This window comes from Bacillus sp. FSL W8-0920 (assembly GCF_038593215.1).
Lineage (GTDB): Bacteria > Bacillota > Bacilli > Bacillales > Bacillaceae > Bacillus > Bacillus pumilus.
In genome coordinates, this window is sequence record NZ_CP151974.1 from 3,068,616 (window position 1) to 3,094,521 (window position 25,906).

Genomic DNA, 25,906 nt, shown 5'->3' on the forward strand with positions numbered 1-25,906 from the left:
CCCTTAGTTCATTTCAATGGCAGACGCTGGCGTATCGTCTCCCCAAATGGAGTCATACACAACATCTACAAGACTTGCCCGTGTCACAATGCCTTTTAAATGCCCTTTGGCATCGACAACTGGTACATATTTAATACCGCGTATTAAGATTTTCCGAACGGTGTCTCTGAGAAGTGCGCCTTCTTGTACAGTATAGAACTCTGTATTTAAGATCTCACCAACGAAAGCCGCTTTTCTGCGGTTCGCATCAATAGTTTCAATATCGATATAGCCTTTTAACACATCATGGTCATCTACTACAAGCAAGGAATCGACCCGCTTTTCTCTCATGATGTAGATGGCATCAGTCAACGTTTGTTCGACTGTAATGGTAACTGGTGACGTGTTCATCATTTGTTCTACACGTTCCATATTCGGATTTGACTGAAGCAGGCGTTCTTTTCCAATGAATTCTTCAACGAACTCGTTGGCTGGGTTACGTAAAATATCTTCTGGTGTGCCTACTTGAACAATCTCTCCATCTTTTAAAATCACAATTCGGTCAGCCAGTTTAATTGCTTCATCCATGTCATGTGTGACGAATACGATGGTTTTATTTAACGTTTTTTGCAGCTTCTTAAATTCTTCCTGCAATGTATCTCGTGTAATTGGATCAAGTGCACCAAATGGTTCGTCCATGAGGATCAGAGGGGGTTCTGCTGCCAGTGCGCGAAGAACTCCGATGCGCTGCTGCTGTCCTCCACTGAGTTCATGAGGATAGCGCTCTAAAAATTCTGGGCCCATGTCGACGAGCTTCAGCAGTTCGCGTGCTCGTTCCTTCCGTTTTTCTTCCGGCCATTTTAAGAGCTTCGGCACAAGTGAGATGTTTTGCGCGATGGTCATATGGGGGAACAGTCCAATTTGCTGAATCACATAACCGATTTCTCTTCTTAATTGAACTGGATCTTTTTTCATGATATTTTCTCCCTCGATAAAAATATTTCCTGAGGAAGGTTCGATGAGTCGGTTGATCATCTTCATGGTTGTGGTCTTACCACAGCCACTCGGTCCAATAAAACAAATAAATTCTCCTTTTGCTATGTCTAAATCAATATTTTTGACAGCTTTTTTTCCGCCTTTATACGTCTTAGATACATTCTCTAGTTTCAGCAAATGAGACACCTCCAATTAGTTGGATCTATATATTCAGAAAATTTACACCTTATTAATTATAGTGCAAACTTTATAAAATAAAAAGTTTATGATGTGTTTGTATTGCATAACATTTATATAAAATTTTCAGTTAACGCCGTAATATCTAGATATCTCTCCTTTTTCCTCCAAATTACTAGCAATTACTCAATATTTATTGTTTTCATCAACAAACAGGTATATGATATATTGTGTTACAAATTGTCAGTCGTGAAGGGATGAAGCGGGGAGTGGACAAGCAAGCGCTAGGCGCCATTCAAAAAGCACAGGATCATTATATTGAAAAAGCTGCAGAGAACATGAATGCCTTTGGTCTTTCTTCTACAGTGGGTAGAGTGCTTGGTATCATTCACATGAACCGTAAACCAATGACGCTGGAAGAGCTATCAGAGGCGACCGGCATGAGCAAAACGAGGATGAGTCAAGTCGTTCGAGAAATGCTCGATTTAAATATTGCGGAAAAGGTTTATGAAAAAGGAATACGTAAAGATCTTTATGACGTTGAGCAAGATCAATACCAAACGTTTATTTCATTGTTTGCAGCCAATTGGACACGTGTTGTCAGTAAAAACCGTAAAGCACATAAGAAAACGTGCAAGGAATTGCAAGAGCTGCTTGAACAGAAAGATTTACCAGAAGAAACAGAGGATAAAATCAATCTGCTTCTTTCAGAAATCAAGGAAAGTCTTGATTACTATGATTGGATTAGCCGCTTAATTGAGTTCTTTGAAAGTGAAGAAGTATTTAAGCATGTGCCGAAACCTTAAAAAAAGCTGTTTTATTTTACATCATTGTAGAAAAAAACAGCTTTTTTATATACACTTATGACATAAACATCGGAAACATCCCTTTTAAGCCTGCGCCGATCATTTCAACTGCCACTACAGCCAGAATTAATCCCATCAAACGCGTCACGACATTCATCTCTGTTTTCCCCATTTTTCGCATAATAAAACTTGAATAATGAAAGGCATAATACGTCATGGCAAGAACGATGACAATGCCGATTAGAATCGCAAACATGTGGAGCATCCCTTGACTTCCCGGGGTTAAACTCATCACTGTAGCGATTGTACCGGGACCAGCGATGATCGGAATGGCGAGCGGCGTAACGGAGATATCTGACTTCTCTTTGCTTTCTGCCTTTTCCTCCGAATGAGGATTTTGGACGTGTGATTCTTTTGCATTCAGCAAATTGTAAGCGATACCAAAAATAAAAATACCGCCAGCGATGCGGAGTGCATGAATATCAATTCCAAACAGTTTGAAAATGAGCCTGCCTGCCAATAGAAAGGCAATCAAAATAATAAAAGAGACCACGATGGCTTTTTTGGCTGTCTGGGAGCGCTCTTTCTCTGTATAGCCCTCTGTTAAGGTGATGAAAAGAGGTACGTTTCCTATGGGGTTTGATACAGCAAATAATGAGACGACAACATGAATCATAAAGGAAATCAACAGACACCCTCCTTTTTTCATAGTGTCTGCCATTCTGATGTGAATATTCCCTTGTGATGTTAAAACCTGTATATCTTTAACCGATGATAATAAGCAAAGCAAATAAGCAGACCGCTCAGGGTACAAGAAAACCAACTGTAAAAAAAGACCCGAATGTTACTCATCACCCTCCCTCACAGTGGGTACAGGACCAATACGATTGGGGCGTGAAACAAGGGTATATAAAAGAATAGAAAGGATGAAAAAGTGTGATACAGATTCGGCCATTATCTCATGATCAATCTCTCCCTATGGATCTTTTACTATTAGCTGATCCTTCAAAGGAAAAGGTTCTCGCTTATGTGCAATCCGGCTCTTGTTATGCCGCCTTTCATGAACAGGAAGTGATTGGTGTCTATGTGCTATCATCGCTCTCTCAGCATTCAGTGGAAATCATGAATGTTGCTGTGAAGGAGTCATGGCAGGGAAGGGGAATTGGGAAGCAGCTGATCCGCCATGCGATCGCTGAAGCGAAAGCCACTGGTTTTCATACGATTGAAATCGGCACAGGCAACTCGAGTATTCAGCAGCTCGCACTTTATCAAAAATGCGGCTTCCGTCTAACGTCGATCGATCGCGATTTCTTCCTTAAGCATTATGATGAACCCATTTATGAAAACGGGATTCAGTGTATGGATATGGTACGGCTGTCACTTACATTTCAAGCAGACTGACTATTTGTTCAGCCTGCTTTTTTATGCTTTTTGCTTTTTCACAGCATGAATCACATATTGAATGAATAAGTAAAGCACAGCGCCGGCTAAAAAGCAGACAACGCATCCAAAAAGCGTCGCCTCAGAGCTGAATTGATACTCTTCAATTTTCATAATATAAAATGGCATACCAAACAGCGTTGGACTTGATTCGATATGATTGACCTCTAACAGTAGTAAAAAGACAGGGGTCATAAACACAGCAAATATATACAGCATCGCAAGTGTTAAGCCGCTAGAAAACGAATGAAATACTTTGATCATCTCTTTCTCTCCTTCATCTCTTTTAAACTGACTGTGATATTTTTCCCGTCTGGGCAAGCTGGATGCAGCATCACAGTGTTCAGTAAAGAAAAAAACAGCAGCTGATGACTCACCGAATGCTTCCACGTTAATAAAAGCACAATTGAGCAGAGTACCGGAAACAGCGGACCTGCAAGTGCCACCATCAGATTAAAGCTCGGCCGGGCAAATGTCTCATGAATAATCGCCACATGCTTCCAATCAATCGTTACCACAAAATCAAAGAGCGGCCTTTTTTCGACTTTGTTACACACCATGATCATCAGCATATGACCGAGTTCATGAATAAGCACAACCGCTAGTAAACTAATGACAAGCCCCATCATCGCAATATCGGCCTTTTTAACATCACAGCATATATACAACTGAAAAAGGCAAGTGACCCAAGCAGATAAGCGGTGGCAAGAAGAAACATATGAGCTGACAGCCACTCTAATAAAAGCATATCGATGAAGCTGAATACAGCAATCATCATCACGATGACAAACAGTTTATTAAAATCACTGATTTTCACGACAAACCCCGTACAGGCTGCCATGACGGTCATGAATAAAATGGACAAACTCGCCAAGCCATGACCTTCACTTTCAATACCGATCACCAAATAAGCAAGGCCAATATACACAAAATAAATGAGTAAATTGATTGTGTAATAAAATAAAATTCTTGGCAATATATACACGCCCTTTGATGTATTTAACATAAAGATGGCCCGTTGATTGATATGATATTCTCTGCCAATCATCAGCGGAAGCATGATCAATATTTCCTTTAACGCAAACTGCACAATAAAGGCATACAGCCAGCCAGTTTCTTCAGGTGTAAAAACAAATGGCAGCCCAATCGTCAAACAAACGAGAAAGAGGAACAAAATGCCTTGTTCTTTAAAAACAGCTGATCGGATGAAATAGACCATTTCCTGCCGCACATGCGTCAGAAAGGAAGAGTACGTCCTAATTTTCTGGTAAGAAAATGACTTTACCTCTGTTTTCAGCTGCAAAAACATTTGATGAACATAGCAAGCTGCTAAGCCCTTTACCCATAGCCAGCCAGCGCTTAGAAGAATCACCAGCAACGTCAGATAGACAGCCGGCCATACATGGATCATCTCCACTGCTTTTTGAAAAAGAAGAAATATGAGTACTTGAAGTGCCGCAAAGCCGATTGTTTGTAGCAGTAAATGCTCCTTTGTTTTTGATACGAAATAACTTACACCGATCCTCATTAGCATCCATGAAGAGAGCGTATAAAGTGCCAATATGCCGCATGTGATGCAGACAACGATGATCCAATACAGAGATGGGGTGACACCTGTGATAAAAAGACCTAATACAATCGGTAAAAAAAGCAGTCCAGCCATGAGGAAGCAAAAAAGCACTGGAAAGAAATACGCACAAAGGACAAAGGGTACACTTTGTATCGCACTGTTCAAAAAGTAGAATTGATATTCTTGGCGCTTCAGTTTATTGCGGGATAACACAATCCCTGCTCCTAATAGTAAGAGCGACATTTTGACAAATTGGAGATATAGCGCAGCTGGCTCACTTTCACCTGCCTGCATGTAAAAGCGCAGGCTGATGACAACGTATATCGCATAGATGAGCAAGAGAAAAACGGCAGCTGAGAGCAGCTGCAAAGGATACTTTTTTCCAAGCTGCTTTCCTTTCGTTGTCAGCATACCCCATTCGATTTTATGAAGAACGTGTCGTGTCCAAATCATTGAGTAACCTCTCCACCTGCATATAGTAATCTCGATTTACTTCTTTATAAATCTCTTCAAGTGCCTGATGAGGAAATGTCTCATTCGTTTCTTGGCGGGACATATTCAGCTTGACGTCACCATTTCTTAAGATCATGAGATGATCATATAATGTATCACCAAAACTCAAATGATGAGTTGAAATCAGGATACCAGCGCCTTGATCTCTCAGCTTCATGAGCACCTTTTTTAAGATGATCATCATATCTGGATCAAGACCGTTCGTTGGCTCGTCGAACACATAATAATCACATGGTCTGAGGAGCTGCGAAATGATCTGTGTTTTCTTTTGATTGCCATGGGACAGCTGAGCGATTGGCTGATCCATATACGGACTCAGCTCAAACAAATCGGTGAATGTCTCTTCTCGAGTGACATCTTGCTCATGTGGCAGCTGAAGTAATTGAAAGTATTCCCTCGGTGTTAAATAATCGAACAACGCATGATCGTCAGGAATATAGGAAACATGTTTTTTCAACAGGGAAATATGTGCTGAGGATTGAAGGTTCAGCTGTGCACCATGTAAGGAAACGTAGCCAGTAAATGGCGTCAGCCCAAACATAGCTTGAATCATCGTTGTCTTTCCTGCACCATTATGCCCTAAAAGAAGCATCATCTGGCCTTTCTCCACGTTCATTTGTATATGGCGGAGAGAGAAGGTGCGGCTATACGTTTTTTCTTGTAATTGTAATGTCAGCATCATATCCCTCCGTTTGTTTCAGATGGAACAGATGACCTTGCATCTGTTCTCATCCCTGTTAGAACCCGCATTGGATTTTAACGTACATGCCTAATAATTTGAACTCTCCTAAAAATTTGGAGCCCTGTCCAAAGGTCTTACATGCCCAAATCAATGCTCCAAGTGAAATAATGCCCAATATAGCGGCAAGGACATAAATCCAAAATGCGTTTTTCTGTACATTCTTAGAAGTTAGAATTCGTTGCTTCCTTTCATCATATGCCGCCAGTAGGTGGAGAATATACATATACACACCTACTGGAAAACGAAGGCTAAAAGGATTCAGCATCTCATCACCCCCTAATATATGTAAAATGATACCACCCCCTTACAGAAAGCATAAGTTCATTTCAGATCATATTTTTAGTCGATTTTTCATGATCTATTGCTTATAAATGGTGGATCTTCTCACTTTCCCTCTGACTGAAGGATGACTTTTTACAAAAATAGGATGTGACTATTGAAACAGCTGCGGGATCTCATTCAACACAAAAAAACGCTGCGCCCACTCTTTTATAAGAGCGGAACGCAGCGCGTTGCTGGCATTATTTATTCAAGTTATAGAATGTTGCAATGCCATGATATTGTGCTGTTTCAGCCAATTGATCTTCGATGCGAAGTAATTGGTTGTATTTCGCCACACGGTCCGTACGAGACGGAGCACCTGTTTTGATTTGTCCAGCGTTTGTTGCAACAGCGATGTCTGCAATTGTGCTGTCTTCTGTTTCACCAGAGCGGTGAGAGATAACAGCTGTGTATCCTGCACGTTTTGCCATTTCGATTGCATCAAATGTTTCAGTTAATGTACCGATTTGGTTTACTTTGATTAGGATTGAGTTACCAACGCCGTTTTTGATTCCTTCAGAAAGCTTCTTCGTGTTTGTCACAAACAAGTCATCTCCTACTAGCTGAACCTTGCTGCCAAGGCGCTCAGTTAATAGTTTGTGACCTTCCCAGTCGTTTTCATCAAGGCCGTCTTCGATCGAGATGATTGGGTATTTCGATACCATATCTTCATACCAGTCAACCATTTCAGCAGATGTTTTCACAACACCTTCGCCTGATAAATGATATTTACCGTCTTCTTTGTTGTAGAACTCAGAAGATGCAGCATCCATTGCAAGTTTCACTTCTTCACCTGGTTTGAAACCAGCTTTTTCAATCGCTTCAACGATTGTTTGAAGTGCTTCTTCGTTAGAACCAAGGTTTGGAGCGAATCCACCTTCGTCACCTACAGCTGTGTTTAAGCCTTTTGCACTTAATACAGATTTCAGGCTATGGAAGATTTGTGCGCCCATGCGAAGTGCTTCACGGAAGTTAGGTGCACCTACAGGCATAATCATGAATTCTTGAATGTCTACGTTGTTATCCGCATGCTCTCCGCCGTTGACGATGTTCATCATTGGCACTGGAAGCGTTTTGGAGTTGAATCCACCAAGGTATTGGTAAAGTGGAATTTGTAAGAAATCAGCAGCAGCACGTGCTACAGCGATAGATACGCCAAGGATTGCGTTTGCGCCTAATTTCCCTTTGTTTTCTGTTCCGTCAAGTTCGATTAACATTTTGTCAATTGCTACTTGTTCAGTTACATCAAAGCCTAAAAGCTCTGGTGCAATGATTTCGTTTACGTTGTTTACAGCTGTCAGAACACCTTTTCCAAGGTAACGGTCTTTGTCTCCGTCACGTAGTTCTACTGCTTCATATTCACCAGTAGAGGCACCACTTGGTACTAGTGCACGGCCAAAGCCGCCAGATTCTGTGTAAACTTCTACTTCAACTGTTGGGTTACCGCGGGAGTCTAATACTTCGCGTGCATATACGTCAACAATGTATGGCATCGTTATTTCTCTCCTTTTGAATCAATTTGTTATTTCTGAATCAATGATGTTCCTGTCATCTCTTTTGGTTTTTCAAGACCAAGTAAGTCTAAAAGCGTTGGAGATAGATCGGCTAGAATGCCGCCTTCTCTAAGCGTTGCACCTTTTTTCGTTACGATGACTGGAACAGGGTTTGTCGTATGTGCAGTATGCGGCTTTCCTTCTTCAGTAATCAGCACGTCTGCGTTACCGTGGTCTGCCGTGATGATGGCATGTCCGCCTTTTGCTAGGATTGCGTCGACAACAGCTCCTAAGCATTCATCTACTGCTTCAATGGCTTTGATTGTTGGCTCAAGCATACCTGAATGACCAACCATATCCGGGTTAGCAAAGTTCAGGATGATCGCATCATGCTTGTCAGCATTGATGTCTGCAACTAGTGCATCCTTTACCTCATAAGCGCTCATTTCTGGCTTGAGGTCATAGGTTGCCACATCTGGCGAATTGATCAAGATGCGGTCTTCACCAGGAAATTCTTCTTCACGTCCACCGCTCATAAAGAACGTCACGTGAGGATATTTCTCTGTTTCAGCAATCCGCAGCTGTTTCAATCCATTTTGCGCTAGCACTTCTCCTACTGTGTTATCCAAATTCACTGGTTTGAAGGCAACATAGCCATCAACCGTTTCACTGAAGTGTGTGAAGCAGACGAAGTGTAAATGCTTCGGATGTGCTTCTCCGCGATCAAACGAGCGGAAATCTTCATTTGTGAAGGTGTTCGAAATTTGGATTGCACGGTCTGGGCGGAAGTTATAGAAAATCACAGAATCGCCGTCGTTTACTTTTGCAACTGGCTCACCATTTTCTCTCGTGATGACAGATGGAATAACGAATTCATCGTAGATTCCATTTTCATAGGAGTCATCAACGACATCATAGATGTTTTGATAACTTGGGCCTTCACCATACGCCATCGCGCGATATGCTTTCTCCACACGATCCCAGCGTTTGTCACGGTCCATTGAGTAATAGCGTCCAGAAAGTGTTGCCACTTCTCCGACACCGATTTCTTTGATTTGTTCTTCAAGCTGTTTTAAGTACACTTTGGCTGTCTTTTGACCAACATCACGTCCGTCCAAGAAGCCATGAATGTATACTTTTGTTAAGCCTTCTTTTTTCGCTAGTTTCAGCAAGGCAAAAAGATGCTGGATGTGGCTGTGCACACCGCCGTCTGACAGGAGACCGAATAAATGAAGGGCCTTGTCATTCTCTTTTGCATAAGTCATTGCCTCTAGGAACGTTTCGTTTTTCTCAAATTCCCCATCACGAATGGCAACATTCACTCTTGTTAAGCTTTGATACACAATGCGTCCTGCACCGATGTTCAAATGCCCAACTTCAGAGTTCCCCATTTGACCTTGTGGGAGGCCTACTGCCTCACCTGAAGCCGTTAAGGTTTGATGCGGGAATTCGTTCCAGTAGCGGTCGAAGTTCGGTTTCTTTGCTTGGGCAACAGCGTTACCAACTGTTTCGCCTCTTAAACCGAATCCATCTAAGATGATTAATGCAGCTGGTTTCTTACTCATATTGACCTTCCTCCAATAATTGAACGAAAGACTGAGGTTCTAAGCTTGCGCCGCCTACCAAAGCACCGTCAATATCGGATTCTGCCATATATTCTTTAATATTCGCAGGTTTCACGCTTCCGCCATATTGAATGCGAAGGCTGTCTGCCGCTTCTTGACCATATTCGCTTGCAACCGTTTGACGGATATGCGCACAAACGTCGTTTGCATCTTTCGCTGTAGAAGATTTCCCTGTACCGATCGCCCAGATTGGCTCATATGCAATAACAGATTCAGAAACTTGCTGAGTTGTTAAACCAGCTAGTGCTTTCTTCACTTGATCAGCGACAAGTTCATTTGTTTTGCCAGCTTCACGCTCTTCAAGCGTTTCACCTACACAGATAATTGGAACGATGCCATGCTTGAATGCAGCATGTGCTTTTTTGTTCACTGTTTCATCTGTTTCAGCGAAGAATTCACGGCGCTCTGAATGACCGATCACTGAGTAGCCAATGCCAAGATCTTTTAGCGCAGCAGGACTGATTTCACCAGTGAATGCACCATTTTCTTCAAAGTGCATGTTTTGTGCACCAATTTTAAGGTCTGTTCCGTTAGAAAGGCTGTTTAGCTTTTCAAGGAAAAGAGCTGGCGCACAGACAATTGCTTCCACTTTGTCAGGAGATGGAATGGATGACTTGACTTCTTCAACGAAGCTAACCGCTTCGCCAAGTGTTTTGTTCATTTTCCAGTTCCCAGCTATAATTGGTTTTCTCATGATTGACACTTCCTTATAGCAGTTTTGGTCTTATTTATCGTTTAATGCAGTAACACCTGGAAGCTCTTTGCCTTCCATAAATTCAAGTGAAGCGCCGCCGCCTGTAGAAATATGGCTCATCTGATCAGCCAGACCAAATTTCTCAACAGCTGCTGCTGAATCTCCACCGCCAATGACAGAATATGTATCTTTTGCTTCTGCCAGTGCTTCTGCGATTGCTTTTGTTCCTTTAGCGAATGCGTCGATTTCAAATACACCCATTGGTCCGTTCCAAACAACAAGCTTGCTGTTTTTAATCACATCAGCGTACTTGCCTATTGTCTCTGTTCCAATATCAAGTGCTTCTAGATCACTTGGAATTTCAGAGATTGGCACAATGCTTGTATTCGCATCATTTGAAAAGTCGTCGGCTACCAGAACATCTGTTGGAATCAGGAAGTTCACGCCTTTTTCTTTTGCACGGTCCATAAAGGATTTCGCTAAATCGACTTTGTCTTCTTCTAATAAAGATTTTCCTACTTCGTGGCCTAGTGCTTTCACAAATGTGTAAGCAAGTCCGCCGCCGATGATGAGGTTGTCCACTTTATCAAGAAGACTTTCAATCACACCGATTTTATCCTTTACTTTTGCGCCACCGATAATCGCTGTAAATGGGCGATCAGGGTTTGAAATGGCTTTTCCTAGAACCTCAAGCTCTTTTTGCATGAGGAAGCCAGAAACAGCCGGAAGATATGCTGCAATACCAGCAGTGGATGCATGTGCACGGTGTGCAGCACCGAACGCATCATTGACATACACATCGGCTAAATCAGCAAATGCTTTTGATAGTTCAGGATCGTTCTTTTCTTCACCAGGATAGAAACGAACGTTTTCAAGCACTAGCACATCTCCTTCTTTTAAGTCAGAGATTTGCTTTTTCACGTTGTCGCCGTAAGCTTCATCCGCTTTTTTCACTTCTTGTCCAAGAAGCTCTTGCAGACGTTTCGCTACAGGTGTCAGACGCAGTTCTTCAGTAACTTGACCCTTCGGACGACCCAAATGACTAGCTAGTAGTACCTTTGCGCCTTGTCCTGTTAAATACTCAATCGTTGGTAATGCTGCGCGAATACGAGTATCATCCGTCACTTTTCCGTCTTTCATTGGAACGTTAAAATCTACGCGGCAGAACACAACTTTACCTTTTACGTCAATGTCTTTTACTGATTTCTTATTCATGCTCGTCAGGAGATCCTCCTTTATTCTGGTTTCCTTACGCATTGGACAAGTCTCTCTTTATCCTTTTCCCATTTTGCCCTCATCAAAACGAGAAATCGTGCAGAACGGATAAAAACAGAGAAAAAGGGAAAGGGATGCTTCCCCTTCCCTTGTCCGTCTTCATTATATCGTGTCTATAGGAAAGAACCAAGTGAGTTCCTTCAGTGTGACAAATTAAAGACCTTGTTTTGCAATGTAAGCTGCAAGGTCAACAACGCGGTGAGAATATCCACTCTCGTTATCGTACCAAGAAATGACTTTCACCATGCTGCCTTCCATTACCATTGTAGAAAGAGCATCAATTGTTGAAGAGTTTGCATTACCATTGTAGTCACCAGATACTAATGGCTCTTCGCTGTAGCCAAGGATTCCATTAAGTTCTCCCTCAGCTGCTTCTTTAAGTGCTGCATTTACATCTTCAACAGTTACATCTTGGTTTAATTCAGCCACAAGGTCAACTAAAGAAACGTTAGGTGTTGGAACACGCATAGCGCCACCGTTTAATTTACCTTTAAGTTCAGGCAATACAAGTGAAACAGCTTTCGCAGCACCTGTAGAAGTTGGGATGATATTTTCCGCAGCTGCACGAGCACGACGGTAGTCTTTGTGCGGAAGATCAAGAATTTGTTGGTCATTTGTGTATGAGTGAACAGTTGTCATCATACCGCGTTTGATACCAAATTTATCGTTAAGTACTTTTGCAAATGGAGCTAAGCAGTTTGTTGTACAAGATGCATTAGAGATGACATCGTGGCTAGCTGCATCGTATTTGTCTTCGTTTACACCCATAACGATTGTGATATCTTCTTCGTTAGCAGGAGCAGAGATGATGACTTTTTTAGCGCCAGCTTCTAAGTGTTTTGCAGCGTCTGCACGTTTTGTGAAGAATCCAGTAGATTCAACAACGATTTCTACGCCTTGTTTACCCCAGCTTAATTTCGCAGGGTCACGCTCAGCTGATACTTCGATTGTTTTACCGTTCACTACTAAGTTCGTACCGTCTACAGAAACCTCTGCATCTAGTTTTCCGTGAACAGAGTCATATTGTAAAAGGTGTGCAAGCATGTTAGCGTCTGTTAGATCGTTAACCGCTACTACCTCAACTTCAGGATTGTTTAATGCTGCACGAAATACGTTACGTCCAATACGTCCAAATCCGTTAATACCGACTTTTACTGCCATGATGTTTCCTCCTTTTATAGGTCACAATGTTTTATATTGAGGGATCAATTGACTCCCTTAATAACTCTTTTGCGGCTCCTTCGTCTGTGACGAGAACCGTTCGGCGGGGTTTTTTGAAATAAGCTTCAATGGCCCCTGCCTTTGATGATCCACCTGCAACAGCAATGATGTGTGGAATGCTTTCTAAATCATCTAGCTGCATGCCGACGGAGTGCACTTTGTGGACGACCTCACCATCACGATTAAAGTAATAGCCAAAGGCCTCTGTCACTGCGTCATGCTCATCAATCTTTTTTAAATCTTCAGCTGGTGTGTTTCGTCTCATCGCCATTGTTTTTGCTTCACCGATTCCATGAATGAGCATCGTGGATGATTTAATCGTTTGAAGCACTTCTTTGACTGACGGCTCTTCAATAATGGAAGAGTAAGCACCTTCTGACAGCTGTCCTGGAACAAACAGCAGTTTGTAAGTACCGGAAGCTTTTTCAGCCATGTGGGCACAAATGGTGTTTGCCTGATTTTTTACATTCTCCCCAAGACCGCCTCTCGCAGGGACAAACATCATGTCTCTGTTTTTGGCATCAGGGGTCATCATTTCGGCAACGGCTTCCATCGTCGTTCCGCCAGTGACGGCGACGATATTATTTCCAGTAAACCTTTTTTTCATACATTGGACAGCAGCTCTTCCCATCTCTTGCTTCACCCACGGGGATTCGTCACTGTCACCAGAAACGATCACGACTTCTTCTAGGCCTAACTTCCTCTTCAATGTATTTTCCAAAAAGGTTAAACCTAAAACGTCTTTCATCATTCCTTCAAGCATTTCAAGCAAAGCGTGGCCTTCACTCGTCAGCATCATGCCGCTCGTTTTGACATCCAGCAGATTTTGTTCTTTTAAAAACTGAACTTCAGCTCTTAAGATGCGCTCACTGAGACCAAGACTCGTCGCAAGACTTCTGCGGCCGATTGGTTCAGCTAATCTGATGTACTGCAAAATGTCGTAGCGTTTTTGCATAACGATGAGAAGATCTGGCAATAATTTTTTTTGAGCTTCCAATAAACGATTCATGGCTAACGACCCTTTCTTTTCACGTTGGACTAAAAACGTCCCACTGTGACAAAAAACGTCCCGCCACAGCCAAAAAAAATCAATCCCTGCTTTCTTTAATTATTTTAACAGGATCATCTTGCATTTTCAACTATTACAAACACATTTAGACAAAAAATAGACACATTTTCACCGATAGCCTGCTTGTCATCAAGGTTCTTGCTATGATTTTTCTTTTCGAAATATTTTATTTTCTTCTATATTGAATGAATTCATCAATGAAAGTGTGCATGCGTAAGAGGTCCGCATGCACACTTTTTTGATATAGTCGTCTTTTATGTTTTTGGGATTCCTTCCTCTTCGGCGAAACGCTTTGCCTCTTCCTTCGGTTTGATTTTGAGATAATAAATGATGTAGCAGGCAGCCATGAACGGGATTCCGCAATAAAGACCGATCCGCTGATCCTCGATAAAAAATAAGCTAATGAGCACGATGCCAAATGCGATGAAGCCTGCTAGTGGGACAAATGGATAGAGCGGTGTACGGAAGACGAGATCCTTTACATCTCCCCCGTCTTTTATGAATTGTTTTCTAAAGAAATATTGAGACAAACAAATGGACATCCACACCACAACAAGAACCATTCCAGAAATCGAAATAAGCCACACATACACCGTTTTTGGTGCCGCAATACTTGTGAGCAGAGATAGAGCGGATACACCCATTGTCACCAATAATGCATTGATCGGGATTTTACGCTTGGACAGCTTTTTCGTAAAGGCAGGTCCTTTCCCGTCCTTTGAAAGCGACCAGAGCATACGTGATGATGCATATAATCCAGAGTTTGCTACAGACAAGACAGCTGTGATGATAATAAAATTCATGATATCTGCAGCATATGGGATGCCGACCTTGTCCAGCACGACCACAAACGGACTGTCGACAGCGCCTGCTGTCTGCCATGGAAGAAGTGCGGCTAGAACCGCAATTGATAAAACGAAAAAGACCATCGTTCTCCAAATAATATTCCGTATTGATCGAGGCAATGTTTTTTCAGGGCGTTCACTCTCACCTGCTGCGATCCCTACAAGTTCTGTTCCTTGGAAGGAGAAATTGACCGTGACCATGGTTAATAAAATAGCAAAAACACCATTAGGAAATAGTCCGCCATGATCCGTCAAATGACGAAATAAAGGGGCTGGTTCTCCGCCTTTTAAATGAATCATTCCGAAAATTGCGCCAATTCCGATGATAATAAACAATAGGATGGCCGCAACCTTGATGGCTGAAAACCAAAACTCCGTTTCAGCGAAGCTGCGAGCAGAGATGGCATTCACGGCAAATAATATCACGCTAAATGCTAGACACCAGAGCCAAACCGGAATATCTGGAAACCACCTTTGGAGCAATATGCCTGCTGATGTAAACTCCAGACCAATCGTACACGCCCAGCTAAACCAATACAGCCAGCCGATCATAAAGCCTGTGGACGGACCTATATATTTGGTTGCATATTCCTGAAAGGAACCGGCTGTTGGCATCGCCACTGCTAATTCTCCAAGACAGAGCATGACCAAATACATTAAAAATCCGCCAATGATAAACGATAGAATGGCTCCCCCCGGTCCTGCCTGATGGATAATCAATCCTGACCCAAGGAAAAGCCCTGTACCGATGACGCCGCCTAAGGCAATCATAAAGAGATGTCTGCTTTTCATGGAACGCTCTAGTTCATTATGCTGTTCTTGCATCAAATCCACTTCCCCACTTTCACTCTTCTATTCAGCATCCTTTGACAAAATTCGCTGTTCGTTGAAAAAGAAAGGGAGAAAGTGAAGCTTCCTCCCCCTTTGCCATTTAAGCTTGAAACAGTGCTTCAATATGACCAATCGCCCAGTCTAAATCTGCTTTTGAAATGGTCAGTGGTGGTGCAAAACGGATGACTGTTTCATGAGTTTCCTTACATAACAAACCTGCTTGCTTCAGCTTTTCACAATAAGGTCTAGCTGCCTCTGTCAGCTCCATGCCTATAAATAGTCCGCGGCCGCGCACTTCTTTAATCACAGGACTTTGAATGCGTGCCAATTTGTCTTTGAAGTATTCACCAAGCTCCATAGAGCGTGCTGCAAGCTTTTCGTCGATTAAAACATCCAGTGCAGCAAGCGACACTGCACACGCAAGAGGATTTCCTCCGAAGGTAGACCCATGAGAACCAGGGTTAAACACGCCTAAAATATCGCGGTTTGCTACAACACACGAGATTGGGAATACTCCGCCGCCTAAAGCTTTCCCAAGAATCAGCATATCTGGCTCAATGTCTTCCCAATCACACGCAAACATCTTACCTGTTCGTGCTAACCCCACTTGAATCTCATCCGCAATGAACAGCACATTTTCTTGCTCACAAAGCGTTTTGGCTTCTTTCAAGAAGCCTTCTGGCGGCATGACAATCCCCGCTTCTCCTTGAATCGGCTCAATGAGGAAAGCCGCTGTCTGTGGTGTGATCGCTTCACGTAACGCTTCAATATCTCCGTAAGGAATTAGCTTAATTCCAGGAAGCATTGGGCCGAAACCTCTTTGGTATTCTGCTTCTGAGGAAAGAGATACAGCCGTCATCGTTCTCCCATGGAAATTGCCAACACACGCAATGATTTCTGCACGATTCTCTTCGATTCCTTTCACATCATAGCCCCAGCGTCTCGCTGCTTTTACAGCGGTTTCTACAGCCTCAGCACCTGTATTCATTGGCAGTGCCATGTCTTTATTCGTCAGTTTGCAAATTTTTTCATACCAAGGACCAAGCTGATCATTATGAAAGGCTCTCGAGGTGAGCGTCACGCGGTCTGCCTGTTTTTTGAGCGCTTCAATAATGCGGGGATGGCGATGTCCTTGGTTCACTGCGGAATACGCACTCAGCATATCCATATATCGATTGCCTTCAGGATCTGTCACCCACACTCCCTCAGCCTCTGAAATGACAATTGGCAGCGGATGATAGTTTGCCGCTCCATATTGCTCTGTTTGTTGAATCAATTCATTTGTCTGTGTCGTCATCATCTATTCCTCCTTCTGTAAGGTAGCTTCTTTCAATTGGGTTCATCTTCATCCATATGTTATGCAAGGATCGTGCCAACTTTCTGACCGCTTGATCATGGGGTCTACTTCATTAATTACGCAAAATTTCTTTGCATATGCCAAATTTTTTAGAGGAAACCGCAAAATTTTTCATGTAAAATAGAGGTAACGTCAGGAGGTGGCGCAATTGAAAAAAGATCTGCATGCCGCAAAGCTTGAAAATGAGATTGATTTATATAAACAAATGCTCGATTTAATTGATGTCGGGGTTCACGCAATTGATGAGAATGGACATACGGTTGTTTATAATAAAAAAATGATGGAGATCGAGTCTTTAAAACGCTCAGATGTTCTCCATAAAAATGTACTCGATTTCTTCGCCTTTCAAGATGAGATGCACAGTACACTTGTCCAAGCGCTGCGTACCGGGAAACAAACCGTACATGCCAAGCAGACGTATCATAATTACAACGGAAAAGAAATCACAACGATTAACCATACATACCCGCTCGTTCGAGATGGTCTCATTCAAGGGGCAGTTGAAATTTCGAATGATGTGACCAAGCTGGAACGGCTGATTCATCACAATATGAAGAAAAAAGGAAGCACCCGCTTTACCTTCGATTCTATTATTGGACAAAGCCCTGCCTTTTTAGAGGTGATTGAGCATGCGAAACGAGCGACACGCACCTCTTCCTATGTGCTCATTGTTGGCGAAACTGGGACTGGGAAAGAGCTGTTTGCTCAAAGCATTCATAACGGCAGCAGCCGGTCATCTGGACCTTTTATTACTCAAAATTGTGCGGCACTGCCTGATAATCTGATTGAAAGTCTGCTCTTTGGTACACAAAAAGGGGCTTTTACGGGGGCAGCTGATCAGCCTGGCTTATTTGAGCAGGCGCAAGGAGGAACCTTGCTTTTAGATGAGATCAACTCACTAAATCCTCATCTTCAAGCAAAACTACTGCGCGTCTTACAGGAGAAACGTGTGAGAAGGCTAGGAAGCACAAAGGAAATTGCTGTTGATGTAAGGGTGATTGCCAATATGAATGAGGACCCTGTGGATGCAATCGCAGGTGGACGCATGCGCAAGGATTTATTTTATCGTCTCGGTATTGTCACCTTATTTATTCCGCCGCTTTCTGAACGAAAAGAGGACATTCCTACGTTTGTGAATCATTTTATTCAAAAATATAATGAGCTGTTTCAAATGAAGGTGAAAGCGGCTGATGAAGAGGTACTTGCCCTTTTTAAGGCGTATCATTGGCCAGGCAATGTAAGAGAACTTGAGCATGTGATTGAGGCGGGGATGAATATGATGATGGATGAAGACGACTTAAGCATGCATCACCTTCCCTATCATTTTAGATTTAAGCACGGGGAAGTCCGTCCTAAGGCGCAATTGCAAACAAATTCTTTGCAGCAAACCGCAGCTGCTGACACCTTTGTGTATACAAGCCCAGAACAAACGACTGATTTCCAAACCCAAATGGAACGATTCGAAAAACAATACATCGTCCATTACTTAGAAAAAATGGACGATAATATTTCACAGACTGCAAAGTTATTGGGCATGAGCAGGCAAAGTCTGCAATATCGAATGAAAAAGCTACATATTTCTCGTCAATAATAGAGCTGTGCCATCATCCGGCACAGCTTATTGTGTATCTGACTGTTCTGCTGGTTTTGGCAGCACATCACCGAGCAGATTTTCTACATTTTTCAAATGCGTAAGCATCGCTTTCTCTGCTTCTTCTGGCTGCCTTGCAACGATGGCTTTGTAAATTTGTTCATGTTCTTCGTAAAGCTTCCGAATGGAGGCTTTCGTTGAGAATAACACGACTTTTCTCGTTTCCCGCATCGTTTCTACTAACAAGGATGAGACTTGATTCATTAACACCTTTAATACATCATTCTTCGAGGCTTTGGCTAAGGCGAGATGGAAGGTAAGATCTGCCTCTTCACCAATTTCTTCATGGGCTTCTGCCAGCTTCATTTGTTCGAGTGCATCACGCAGCTGATGTAGGTCATCGTCCGTCCGAAGCAGCGCCGCCTTTTTGACAGCACCTGTTTCAATAATGGTTCTCACTTCAAGGAGCTGCCTGACATCATGCTGCTTCATTAAAAATGCAGGAGATAAAGAAAATGCGAGCTGTTCAGGATCGAACTGCTTCACATATGTGCCTTCCCCTTGTTTCATCTCTATTAATCCGATCGCTTTGAGAGCAGACAGCGCCTCTCTCACAGCGGAACGGCTGACTTGAAAGCTTTCTGAGAGCGATTGAACCGAATCTAATTTTTCTCCCGGAAGAAGCTCACCAGTGCGAATCGATTCGATTAATGCATCCGCAATTTCTTCATATATTTTTTTGGTTTTGATTTGTTTATATTTCAATTGGTCTCACCTCATCACTGTTGTCTACCCTTTTCGGCTCATGCCCTATCTTATACTTTACCCCAAAATTTCCGTTCACACGTCTCCCCGATTTAATTTTCAAAAAATCTTCTGTATGCCTCGCTTTCAACTAAAAAAGCACCTGCCATGTTTCTGGCAAGTACTTCTTTTTAATCATAGCGCTTCCGCAGTGTAGATGATGGAAGATTCATTTGTTCACGATATTTCGCAATGGTTCTGCGCGACACTCGGATGCCAAAGGTTTGCTGTAGCTGCGTCATCATTTGCTGATCTGAATACGGTTTTTTCTTATTTTCCGTTTGGATCAGCTCTGCGATGTACGTCTTGACTGTGTAGCTGGACGCCTCTTCCAGCGAGGGTCCTTCTAGCTTTGCTTGGAAAAATTGCTTCATTTCCATGAGGCCATAAGGGGTTTGCACCATTTTCCCTTTCACCGTTCGACTGACTGTTGACTCATGCACTTGCAATATATCTGCGATCCGCTTCATCGTAAGCGGTTTCATTTTATGTTTCCCTGTAAGGAAAAAATCTGTCTGGTGTAAGATAATCTCACGAACGACATGGGTCATCGTTTGTTTTCTTTGCTTCAGCGCTTGGACAAGCCAATTGTACTGCTGCTCTTTTTCCTTTAGATACGCATATGCTTCATGCCGCTTTCGGTCTTGAATCATGGCGAAGTATCCTTCATTCATTTCAACGTCTGGGAAAGCGCGCTGATTCAGCTCAAATGTGATGTGGTCCTGCACGACAGTAATCGTCACATCCGGCTCTATATACACATGGTCTTCTTCGTATGAGAAATGGATGCCGGGTCTTGGTTCAAGCTGCGACACCTCATCTTGTACCGCTTGAAGTGTTTTCATGGAAATGCCTGTTTTCGCCGCGATTTCCTTCCAAGCCTTTCTTGCAAAGAGAAAGAAGTGCTCATCAATGATCAGCTCGGCTTCATACCAGCGCTCCTTTTTTCTTCTCAGCTGAAGCAGGATGCATTCTTGTAAAGATCTTGCGCCAATACCGGCAGGCTCTAGCGATTGAAGCTGATGAAGGACGGCTTCTACTTCTTCAGCTGACACCTTTAAGACAGCTGCCATCTCGTCAACCGGTTCATTTAAATAGCCATTAGAATCAATGGACTCAATCATAAAGTGAAAGATCCTTTGATTCTTTTCACTTAGATTTAAATCAATGGCTTGCTTCTTTAAATACATTTGCAGGCTTTCTTTTTGATGCGTTCGATACGGCTCTGTCATTCGATCTTGAGATTTTTTATGATAAACTGGTTGATAGCTGTCCGTGTCTTTCCGCTCAATCAGAGGGTTCTCAAGCGCTAACTGGTCAAGATACTCGCCAAGCTCAGTGCTATTCAGCTGGAGCAATGTAATGGCCTGCCTGAGTTCTGGTGTGAGCACCTGCTTTAATACCTGTTCTTGTTGCAGATTAAGGCTCATTGTCTCCCCTCCCTCTCATCATTTTACATGAAGATTGACGGACCGTATATACGAAATAGGAGTGATTCCCATGTCTGAACTTTTTTCCGTTCCATACTTTGTTGACAACTTGAAACAACACATCGCCATGAATCAAAATGAAGACAAGATTCATGCCATGAATGCCTATTACCGCTCAGTGGTGTCAACGCTTGTACAAGACCAGCTGACCAAAAATGCTGTGGTTTTGAAGCGAATTCAGCACCTTGATGAGGCGTATCAAAAGGTGAAAAAAGAAAGCGAATGAACGAAAAAGAACACCCTTTGTCACGATGGCAAAGGGTGTTTTTCATTTGCAAAAAGCTTCCGATCCAGCCTTGATTTGTACATCATCAAAAAGCCAGAACGTCCTACAGTATAGATGATAAAAGCAAACCATAATCCGTGATTGTGCCAAATAGGCGTAACTGCTGCTTGAACAACGATAAACAAGATCATCGCAAACAGCATCGAATTTCTGACAGGGGCAATTTCTGTCGCACCTGTAAATACGCCGTATATGACCAAACCGAAACAAGCGGCAAACGGATAGAGAACGAGCCAGTCTGCATAGCCTAATGTCACATCAAGAAGCCGGGGAAGATTTGTAAACAAGCCCAAGATCGGCTCTTTTAAGAGGAAATAAACCGACGCAATGACGCATGCCATGACAAGTGCCCACTGCCTTGAAAGGGTTAAGGTTCTCTCATAAAGGGTGCGGTCATTTGCACCAACTGATCTGCCCACAAGGATGCTGGATGCATTGGCAAAACCATCGAACAAATAAGCCATGATGTAGTGAATTTGAAATAAGATGGCATTAGCCGCAAGCATTTCTGTTCCAAAAGAAGCACCTTTTGCTGTAAACATGTTAATCACGACAAGGAGACAAATCGTCCGAATAAACAAATCTTTATTCACATGAAACATTTTCTGCACTGCCTGTGTATCCATGATTTTCTTAATAGAAGGCATCTGGAACCCGTTTTTTGAATGCTTCATGATGATCCATGCGCCTAATACAAAGGCGGTTAATTCAGATATCAATGTCGCAGCCGCCACCCCTTTGACTGCAAACGAAAACACATGAACAAGCAGAAGGGCAAGGACCATATTCATGACATTGATCAAGATTTGTAAAGAGAGGGCTTCTTTCATTTTTGCCATCCCCATCAGCCAGCCTAATATCACATAATTCATCAAGGTAAACGGCGCACCCCAAATCCGAATATGAAAATAATCTGCTGCAAATTGCCGAACATCCGCAGAGGGAGAGATCACTAGAAAAGCAGATTGAATAATGGGCCATTGCAGGGCAATAAAACAAAGGCCAACAATGATGGCGATTAAAAAGGGTCTCAGAAAAGCAAGTACACCCTGCTCTTCACTTTGCGCCCCGTTTGCTTGAGCGGCAAAAGCAGATGTACTCACCCGCAAAAAACCAAAGAGCCAATAGAGTGTACTGAAAATGAGACTGCCAACTGCGACGCCTCCAATATACGCGGGATTGGCAAGCTGACCGACAACTGCTGTATCAACAGCTCCAAGTAATGGAGTGGTCATCGTTGAGATGGTTAAAGGAATGGCTAAAGCTAAATACGCTCGATGGTTCACGATGCCACCTGCCTTTCATGAAAAATAGCCTCTCTAAAAGAGGCATTGATGAAATGAAGATTTATCGAACCGGTCTGCCAATTGTTCGAGACAAAGGATGGTCTGCGAGCATTGCATCTCTCATCTTTTGCACCGCTTTCTCTTCTGATGAAAAGAAATCATCCTTTGATCGAAATTGAGCAACAAGTTCACCTTGATCTAATATCGCCAATTGATCACTTAAGTGGTAGGCTGCCGTCATATCATGCGTAATAAATAAGTAAGCGACACCTAGTTCCTTCTTTAATTCTACTAATAAATCTAAAATGACACCCTGTGTGACCATGTCTAAGCTGCTGACGGATTCATCCAGTACGACGAGCTTTGGCTGCAGCAATAAGGCTCTTGCAATGTTGATTCTTTGCAGCTGGCCGCCGCTGAATTGATGCGGATATTTAGACAAGTCCTTTTCACTGAGCCCGACTCTTTCCAGCCAATGGATCAGCACGCTTTTGCGTTCTTTTCGGCTCATGGTTTCATAGTTTTCAAACGGCTCGGATAAAATTTGTTCGACTGTCCACCTTGGATTTACCGCCGAGTACGAATCTTGAAACACCGCTTGCACATGCCGGCGATAATGTTTGCGTGTTCTTTGATCTGCACAATATATATCCTGCCCTTCAAAAAGGACCTGACCGGCTTTTGGCTTCTCTAGACCAAGTATGATACGGCCTAGCGTGCTTTTCCCTGCACCGCTTTGCCCCAGCAATCCGACGCACGTGCCTTCTTCAATGATTAAATTGACGCCGTTTAAGACTTGATCTGCGCCTTTTCTTCTCATCAGAAACGACCGGCTGTTGTATGAATGACTAACTGCTTTCACTTCTAATAAATGCAAGGACCTTCTCACCTCAAATCGGGCAAACAGCTGGGATGGATGGACGAGCTGCTAATAGTTTCTTTGTATAATCATGCTTGGGGTTTTCAAAAAGCTCAAGCACTTCTGCTTTTTCAACCATTTCTCCCTGTCTCATGACAACAACCTGATCTGCCATTTCTGCAATGACGCCAAGATCGTGAGTAATGAGCAAGATGGCAGTTCCATAGTCATGACGAATTTGGTTCAGATGCTCCAGCACCAGCTTCTGCGTGTGTACATCTAAAGCAGTTGTTGGTTCATCTGCTATGAGGAGAGGCGGGTGCATACAGGCAGCCATGGCAATCATGACACGCTGCAGCATGCCGCCGCTTAGTTCAAAGGGATACTTGTTTAACAGCTTGTCTGGCTGCGGCAGATTCATCTGCGCTAACGCATCGACTGCCTTCGCTTTTGCCTGCCTTTTACTGACAGCGGTATGCCGGCGGATGGTTTCAATCAGCTGATGACCGATCGTCCATACTGGCGTAAAGCTGTTCATTGGATTTTGCATGATATATGAGATGTCCTTGCCCCGAATAGAACGCATATCCCTTTCACTCAGACCGATCAATTCTCGTCCTTGAAGTGTGATGCTACCAGTGACATCGGTTGTTTTTCGGTCAAGCATATGTAAGATCGACATACTTGTCACCGTTTTCCCGCAGCCGCTCTCACCTATTAATCCAACGATTTGACCTCGCCCTACTTCAAACGATACGTCCTGAATAAGAGAGGTTGTTCCATAAGGCGTTTTCGTCTGCACATGCAGGTTCTCTATTTGTAAAATGGACTCTTGCACATTGATCATTCCTTTACACACGGCGTTTGATACCATATTTCTCTGAAAGGGCTTCTCCTAGTAAATTAAAGAGGACGACGACAGCCATGATGACAAGACCTGGATACAGCATCAACTGAGGATTTGTTTGAATATACGATTTCCCTTCATGGATCATCGCTCCCCATTCAGGCATAGGAGGCTGAACGCCTAATCCGAGAAAGGACATCGCAGAAATGTCCATAATCGCCCAGCCCATTTCAAGTGTGCCAATGACCGCGAGTGGCGGCAGGACATTTGGAATCATATGCTTTCTCATGATGTTCCAGTGGGATGTCCCGCTGATTTTCGCAGCGGCAATAAAGTTCTGTTCTTTTAAACTCAGCACCATTCCTCGGAAGACGCGAGCATAGTATACCCACTGCACAAGCATCAAGGCAAGCACTACTTGAGAAAGTCCAGGACCGAAGATGCCGACTAATCCGAGGATCAGCACCAGGTTCGGGAATGCCATGATCCCGTCGCAGATTCTCATTAAGACGTGATCGATCCAGCCACCTTTGTAACCTGACAACAAACCAACGATTAACCCAATCAATAAAGAAGAGATAAAGATTAATAACGCACAGCCTAGTGAAACACGTGCACCATATAAAATTCGAGATAAATTGCATCGGCCTAATTGATCTGTCCCAAGAGGATACTCCCACGAAGACCCCTTTAGCTTCATCGCTAGATTGACAGCCGCCGGATCATGTGGAGCGATCCACGGCGCACATATTGTCACAATCAGCAATAGACCAAGGAGCACCACGCAGATCGAGATCAGCTTTTGATGAGAGAAGAGATATTTTCCTTTTGTCATCATGACTGGCGGCCTTCCTTTCTGGAAATACGGGGGTCAATGATCAGCTGAAGTAAGTCCACAATCAAGCTGCTCAAGATAAAGATACATGCTGCCATGAGGACATAGAATTGAATGACCGGCAGATCCCGGTTAAAGATCGCTTCAATAAAGAAGCGCCCAAACCCTGGCCATGAAAAAACTGCCTCTACGATAATGGTTCCTGTCAGCAGCTTGCCAAGATTCACCCCAAGCCCTGTCAGCATTGGCGATATCGCGATTCTCAATACATGCTTGAACATGATCGACCGTTCCTTTAATCCTCTGATTCTCGCATATTGAACAAACGGCTCTTGAAGCGCCTCACTCACACTTGATCGTAATAGCCTTGTATACATCGCAATTAAAGGGACGGCCAGTGTGACCGACGGCAGAATGAGATGCTCCCATGTTCCCACCCCTTCAACCGGTAGAAGATCGAGCTTCACCGAAAAAAAGAAGATGAGCAAATACCCCAAGACAAACGTCGGGATAGATGCTCCTAAGAAAGAAATGAGCCGGCTCACATGATCAACGATGCCATTTTTCCTCATGCCACTGAAAAAGCCGAGTGGAATGCTGACACAAATTGCAATCAGTAGACTAGTCAGCGCCAATTGAATCGTCGCTGGTATTCTATAGATCACCTCATTGAGCACAGGCAGGTTGGACATATATGACTTGCCAAAATCAAGATGAATGACTTTTTCAATGGTGTGAAGATACTGCATATAAAACGGTTGATCTAAACCAAATTCACTTCGTTTTTGCGCTAATATTTCATCCGTTGGCTGGATATGAGCCGCTGCTAAATATGCCTCAGCCGGGTCGACTGGCGAAAGGTGAATCATACCAGTCGTGAAAAGAGTGGCTAATAAAAATACAGGGATGATTGATAGCATGCGTTTGACGATATAGCGGCCCATTTCCTAACCT

General features: G+C 43.2%; 26 protein-coding genes. 4 read left to right on the forward strand and 22 right to left on the reverse strand.

Annotated elements, in window-relative coordinates:
• Positions 1-3: 3 nt before the first annotated feature.
• Positions 4-1,152 carry a betaine/proline/choline family ABC transporter ATP-binding protein gene (locus NSS78_RS15700; protein WP_268459241.1) on the reverse strand — a complete coding sequence of 383 codons (1,149 nt, stop codon included), beginning with the start codon at positions 1,150-1,152 and terminating at the stop codon, positions 4-6.
• 269 nt (positions 1,153-1,421) lie between these two features.
• Between NSS78_RS15700 and NSS78_RS15705 the strand changes: the two genes are divergently transcribed.
• Positions 1,422-1,958, forward strand: a complete 537-nt coding sequence (locus NSS78_RS15705) for a GbsR/MarR family transcriptional regulator (protein ID WP_212045549.1) — start codon at positions 1,422-1,424, stop codon at positions 1,956-1,958.
• Positions 1,959-2,013: 55 nt separating this feature from the next.
• Here NSS78_RS15705 and NSS78_RS15710 read toward each other — a convergent pair whose 3' ends face one another.
• Entirely contained in the window at positions 2,014-2,646 is a 633-nt protein-coding gene (locus NSS78_RS15710; RefSeq protein ID WP_212045550.1) for an NAAT family transporter, read from the reverse strand.
• Between the two features lie 248 nt (positions 2,647-2,894).
• Here NSS78_RS15710 and NSS78_RS15715 point away from each other — a divergent pair, with 248 nt between their 5' ends.
• On the forward strand, positions 2,895-3,359 hold the full coding sequence (locus NSS78_RS15715) for a GNAT family N-acetyltransferase (protein ID WP_050944183.1): 465 nt from the start codon (positions 2,895-2,897) through the stop codon (positions 3,357-3,359).
• 21 nt (positions 3,360-3,380) lie between these two features.
• Here NSS78_RS15715 and NSS78_RS15720 read toward each other — a convergent pair whose 3' ends face one another.
• From NSS78_RS15720 to NSS78_RS15780, 13 genes are all read right to left on the reverse strand, one after another.
• Entirely contained in the window at positions 3,381-3,662 is a 282-nt protein-coding gene (locus NSS78_RS15720; RefSeq protein ID WP_113387371.1) for a hypothetical protein, read from the reverse strand.
• Positions 3,659-4,027 (reverse strand): membrane protein, encoded by a 369-nt coding sequence (locus tag NSS78_RS15725; protein ID WP_003213453.1) that lies wholly within the window; start codon positions 4,025-4,027, stop codon positions 3,659-3,661. The genes NSS78_RS15720 and NSS78_RS15725 overlap by 4 nt, the downstream gene beginning before the upstream one ends.
• Entirely contained in the window at positions 4,024-5,421 is a 1,398-nt protein-coding gene (locus NSS78_RS15730) for a hypothetical protein (protein ID WP_327839810.1), read from the reverse strand. Before NSS78_RS15730 ends, NSS78_RS15725 begins: the two co-directional genes overlap by 4 nt.
• Positions 5,393-6,160 carry an ABC transporter ATP-binding protein gene (locus NSS78_RS15735; RefSeq protein WP_342468157.1) on the reverse strand — a complete coding sequence of 256 codons (768 nt, stop codon included), beginning with the start codon at positions 6,158-6,160 and terminating at the stop codon, positions 5,393-5,395. The genes NSS78_RS15730 and NSS78_RS15735 overlap by 29 nt, the downstream gene beginning before the upstream one ends.
• A gap of 58 nt (positions 6,161-6,218) precedes the next feature.
• Entirely contained in the window at positions 6,219-6,488 is a 270-nt protein-coding gene (locus tag NSS78_RS15740) for a hypothetical protein (protein WP_034620133.1), read from the reverse strand.
• A gap of 256 nt (positions 6,489-6,744) precedes the next feature.
• Complete coding sequence (gene eno, locus NSS78_RS15745) at positions 6,745-8,037, reverse strand: phosphopyruvate hydratase (protein WP_003212752.1); 1,293 nt, start codon at positions 8,035-8,037, stop codon at positions 6,745-6,747.
• A gap of 29 nt (positions 8,038-8,066) precedes the next feature.
• Positions 8,067-9,602, reverse strand: a complete 1,536-nt coding sequence (gene gpmI / locus NSS78_RS15750) for a 2,3-bisphosphoglycerate-independent phosphoglycerate mutase (RefSeq protein WP_050944194.1) — start codon at positions 9,600-9,602, stop codon at positions 8,067-8,069.
• Positions 9,595-10,356: a triose-phosphate isomerase gene (gene tpiA, locus NSS78_RS15755; RefSeq protein ID WP_106029339.1), complete on the reverse strand. Its 762-nt coding sequence runs from the start codon at positions 10,354-10,356 to the stop codon at positions 9,595-9,597. The genes gpmI and tpiA overlap by 8 nt, the downstream gene beginning before the upstream one ends.
• Positions 10,357-10,386: 30 nt before the next feature.
• Positions 10,387-11,571: a phosphoglycerate kinase gene (locus NSS78_RS15760; protein ID WP_003213359.1), complete on the reverse strand. Its 1,185-nt coding sequence runs from the start codon at positions 11,569-11,571 to the stop codon at positions 10,387-10,389.
• A gap of 213 nt (positions 11,572-11,784) precedes the next feature.
• On the reverse strand, positions 11,785-12,792 hold the full coding sequence (gene gap, locus NSS78_RS15765) for a type I glyceraldehyde-3-phosphate dehydrogenase (RefSeq protein ID WP_003212811.1): 1,008 nt from the start codon (positions 12,790-12,792) through the stop codon (positions 11,785-11,787).
• A 31-nt stretch (positions 12,793-12,823) separates the two neighbouring features.
• Positions 12,824-13,861, reverse strand: a complete 1,038-nt coding sequence (locus NSS78_RS15770) for a sugar-binding transcriptional regulator (RefSeq protein WP_003212739.1) — start codon at positions 13,859-13,861, stop codon at positions 12,824-12,826.
• Between the two features lie 314 nt (positions 13,862-14,175).
• On the reverse strand, positions 14,176-15,591 hold the full coding sequence (locus NSS78_RS15775; RefSeq protein ID WP_342468158.1) for an amino acid permease: 1,416 nt from the start codon (positions 15,589-15,591) through the stop codon (positions 14,176-14,178).
• 106 nt (positions 15,592-15,697) lie between these two features.
• Entirely contained in the window at positions 15,698-16,894 is a 1,197-nt protein-coding gene (locus NSS78_RS15780; protein WP_113387374.1) for an ornithine--oxo-acid transaminase, read from the reverse strand.
• Positions 16,895-17,102: 208 nt separating this feature from the next.
• Here NSS78_RS15780 and NSS78_RS15785 point away from each other — a divergent pair, with 208 nt between their 5' ends.
• Positions 17,103-18,545 carry a sigma 54-interacting transcriptional regulator gene (locus NSS78_RS15785; protein ID WP_113387375.1) on the forward strand — a complete coding sequence of 481 codons (1,443 nt, stop codon included), beginning with the start codon at positions 17,103-17,105 and terminating at the stop codon, positions 18,543-18,545.
• Between the two features lie 27 nt (positions 18,546-18,572).
• On the opposite strand, the gene NSS78_RS15790 is transcribed toward NSS78_RS15785, so the two are convergent.
• Positions 18,573-19,310 (reverse strand): FadR/GntR family transcriptional regulator, encoded by a 738-nt coding sequence (locus NSS78_RS15790; protein WP_212045555.1) that lies wholly within the window; start codon positions 19,308-19,310, stop codon positions 18,573-18,575.
• 170 nt (positions 19,311-19,480) lie between these two features.
• Entirely contained in the window at positions 19,481-20,779 is a 1,299-nt protein-coding gene (gene rpoN, locus NSS78_RS15795) for an RNA polymerase factor sigma-54 (RefSeq protein WP_113387377.1), read from the reverse strand.
• A 70-nt stretch (positions 20,780-20,849) separates the two neighbouring features.
• Between rpoN and yvfG the strand changes: the two genes are divergently transcribed.
• A complete protein-coding gene (gene yvfG / locus NSS78_RS15800) occupies positions 20,850-21,065 on the forward strand; it encodes a protein YvfG (RefSeq protein ID WP_003213121.1) in 216 nt (71 codons plus the stop codon).
• A 20-nt stretch (positions 21,066-21,085) separates the two neighbouring features.
• Here yvfG and NSS78_RS15805 read toward each other — a convergent pair whose 3' ends face one another.
• The 5 genes from NSS78_RS15805 to nikB all read right to left on the reverse strand — a co-directional run bounded on the left by NSS78_RS15805 (position 21,086) and on the right by nikB (position 25,896).
• Positions 21,086-22,411 carry an MATE family efflux transporter gene (locus NSS78_RS15805; RefSeq protein ID WP_251190803.1) on the reverse strand — a complete coding sequence of 442 codons (1,326 nt, stop codon included), beginning with the start codon at positions 22,409-22,411 and terminating at the stop codon, positions 21,086-21,088.
• Between the two features lie 61 nt (positions 22,412-22,472).
• On the reverse strand, positions 22,473-23,288 hold the full coding sequence (locus NSS78_RS15810) for an ATP-binding cassette domain-containing protein (protein ID WP_327839796.1): 816 nt from the start codon (positions 23,286-23,288) through the stop codon (positions 22,473-22,475).
• Positions 23,289-23,301: 13 nt separating this feature from the next.
• Positions 23,302-24,117 carry an ABC transporter ATP-binding protein gene (locus tag NSS78_RS15815; RefSeq protein WP_199852785.1) on the reverse strand — a complete coding sequence of 272 codons (816 nt, stop codon included), beginning with the start codon at positions 24,115-24,117 and terminating at the stop codon, positions 23,302-23,304.
• Between the two features lie 4 nt (positions 24,118-24,121).
• Positions 24,122-24,955 carry a nickel ABC transporter permease subunit NikC gene (gene nikC / locus NSS78_RS15820; RefSeq protein WP_050944214.1) on the reverse strand — a complete coding sequence of 278 codons (834 nt, stop codon included), beginning with the start codon at positions 24,953-24,955 and terminating at the stop codon, positions 24,122-24,124.
• Complete coding sequence (gene nikB, locus NSS78_RS15825) at positions 24,952-25,896, reverse strand: nickel ABC transporter permease subunit NikB (RefSeq protein WP_327839793.1); 945 nt, start codon at positions 25,894-25,896, stop codon at positions 24,952-24,954. The genes nikC and nikB overlap by 4 nt, the downstream gene beginning before the upstream one ends.
• Positions 25,897-25,906: the final 10 nt, after the last annotated feature.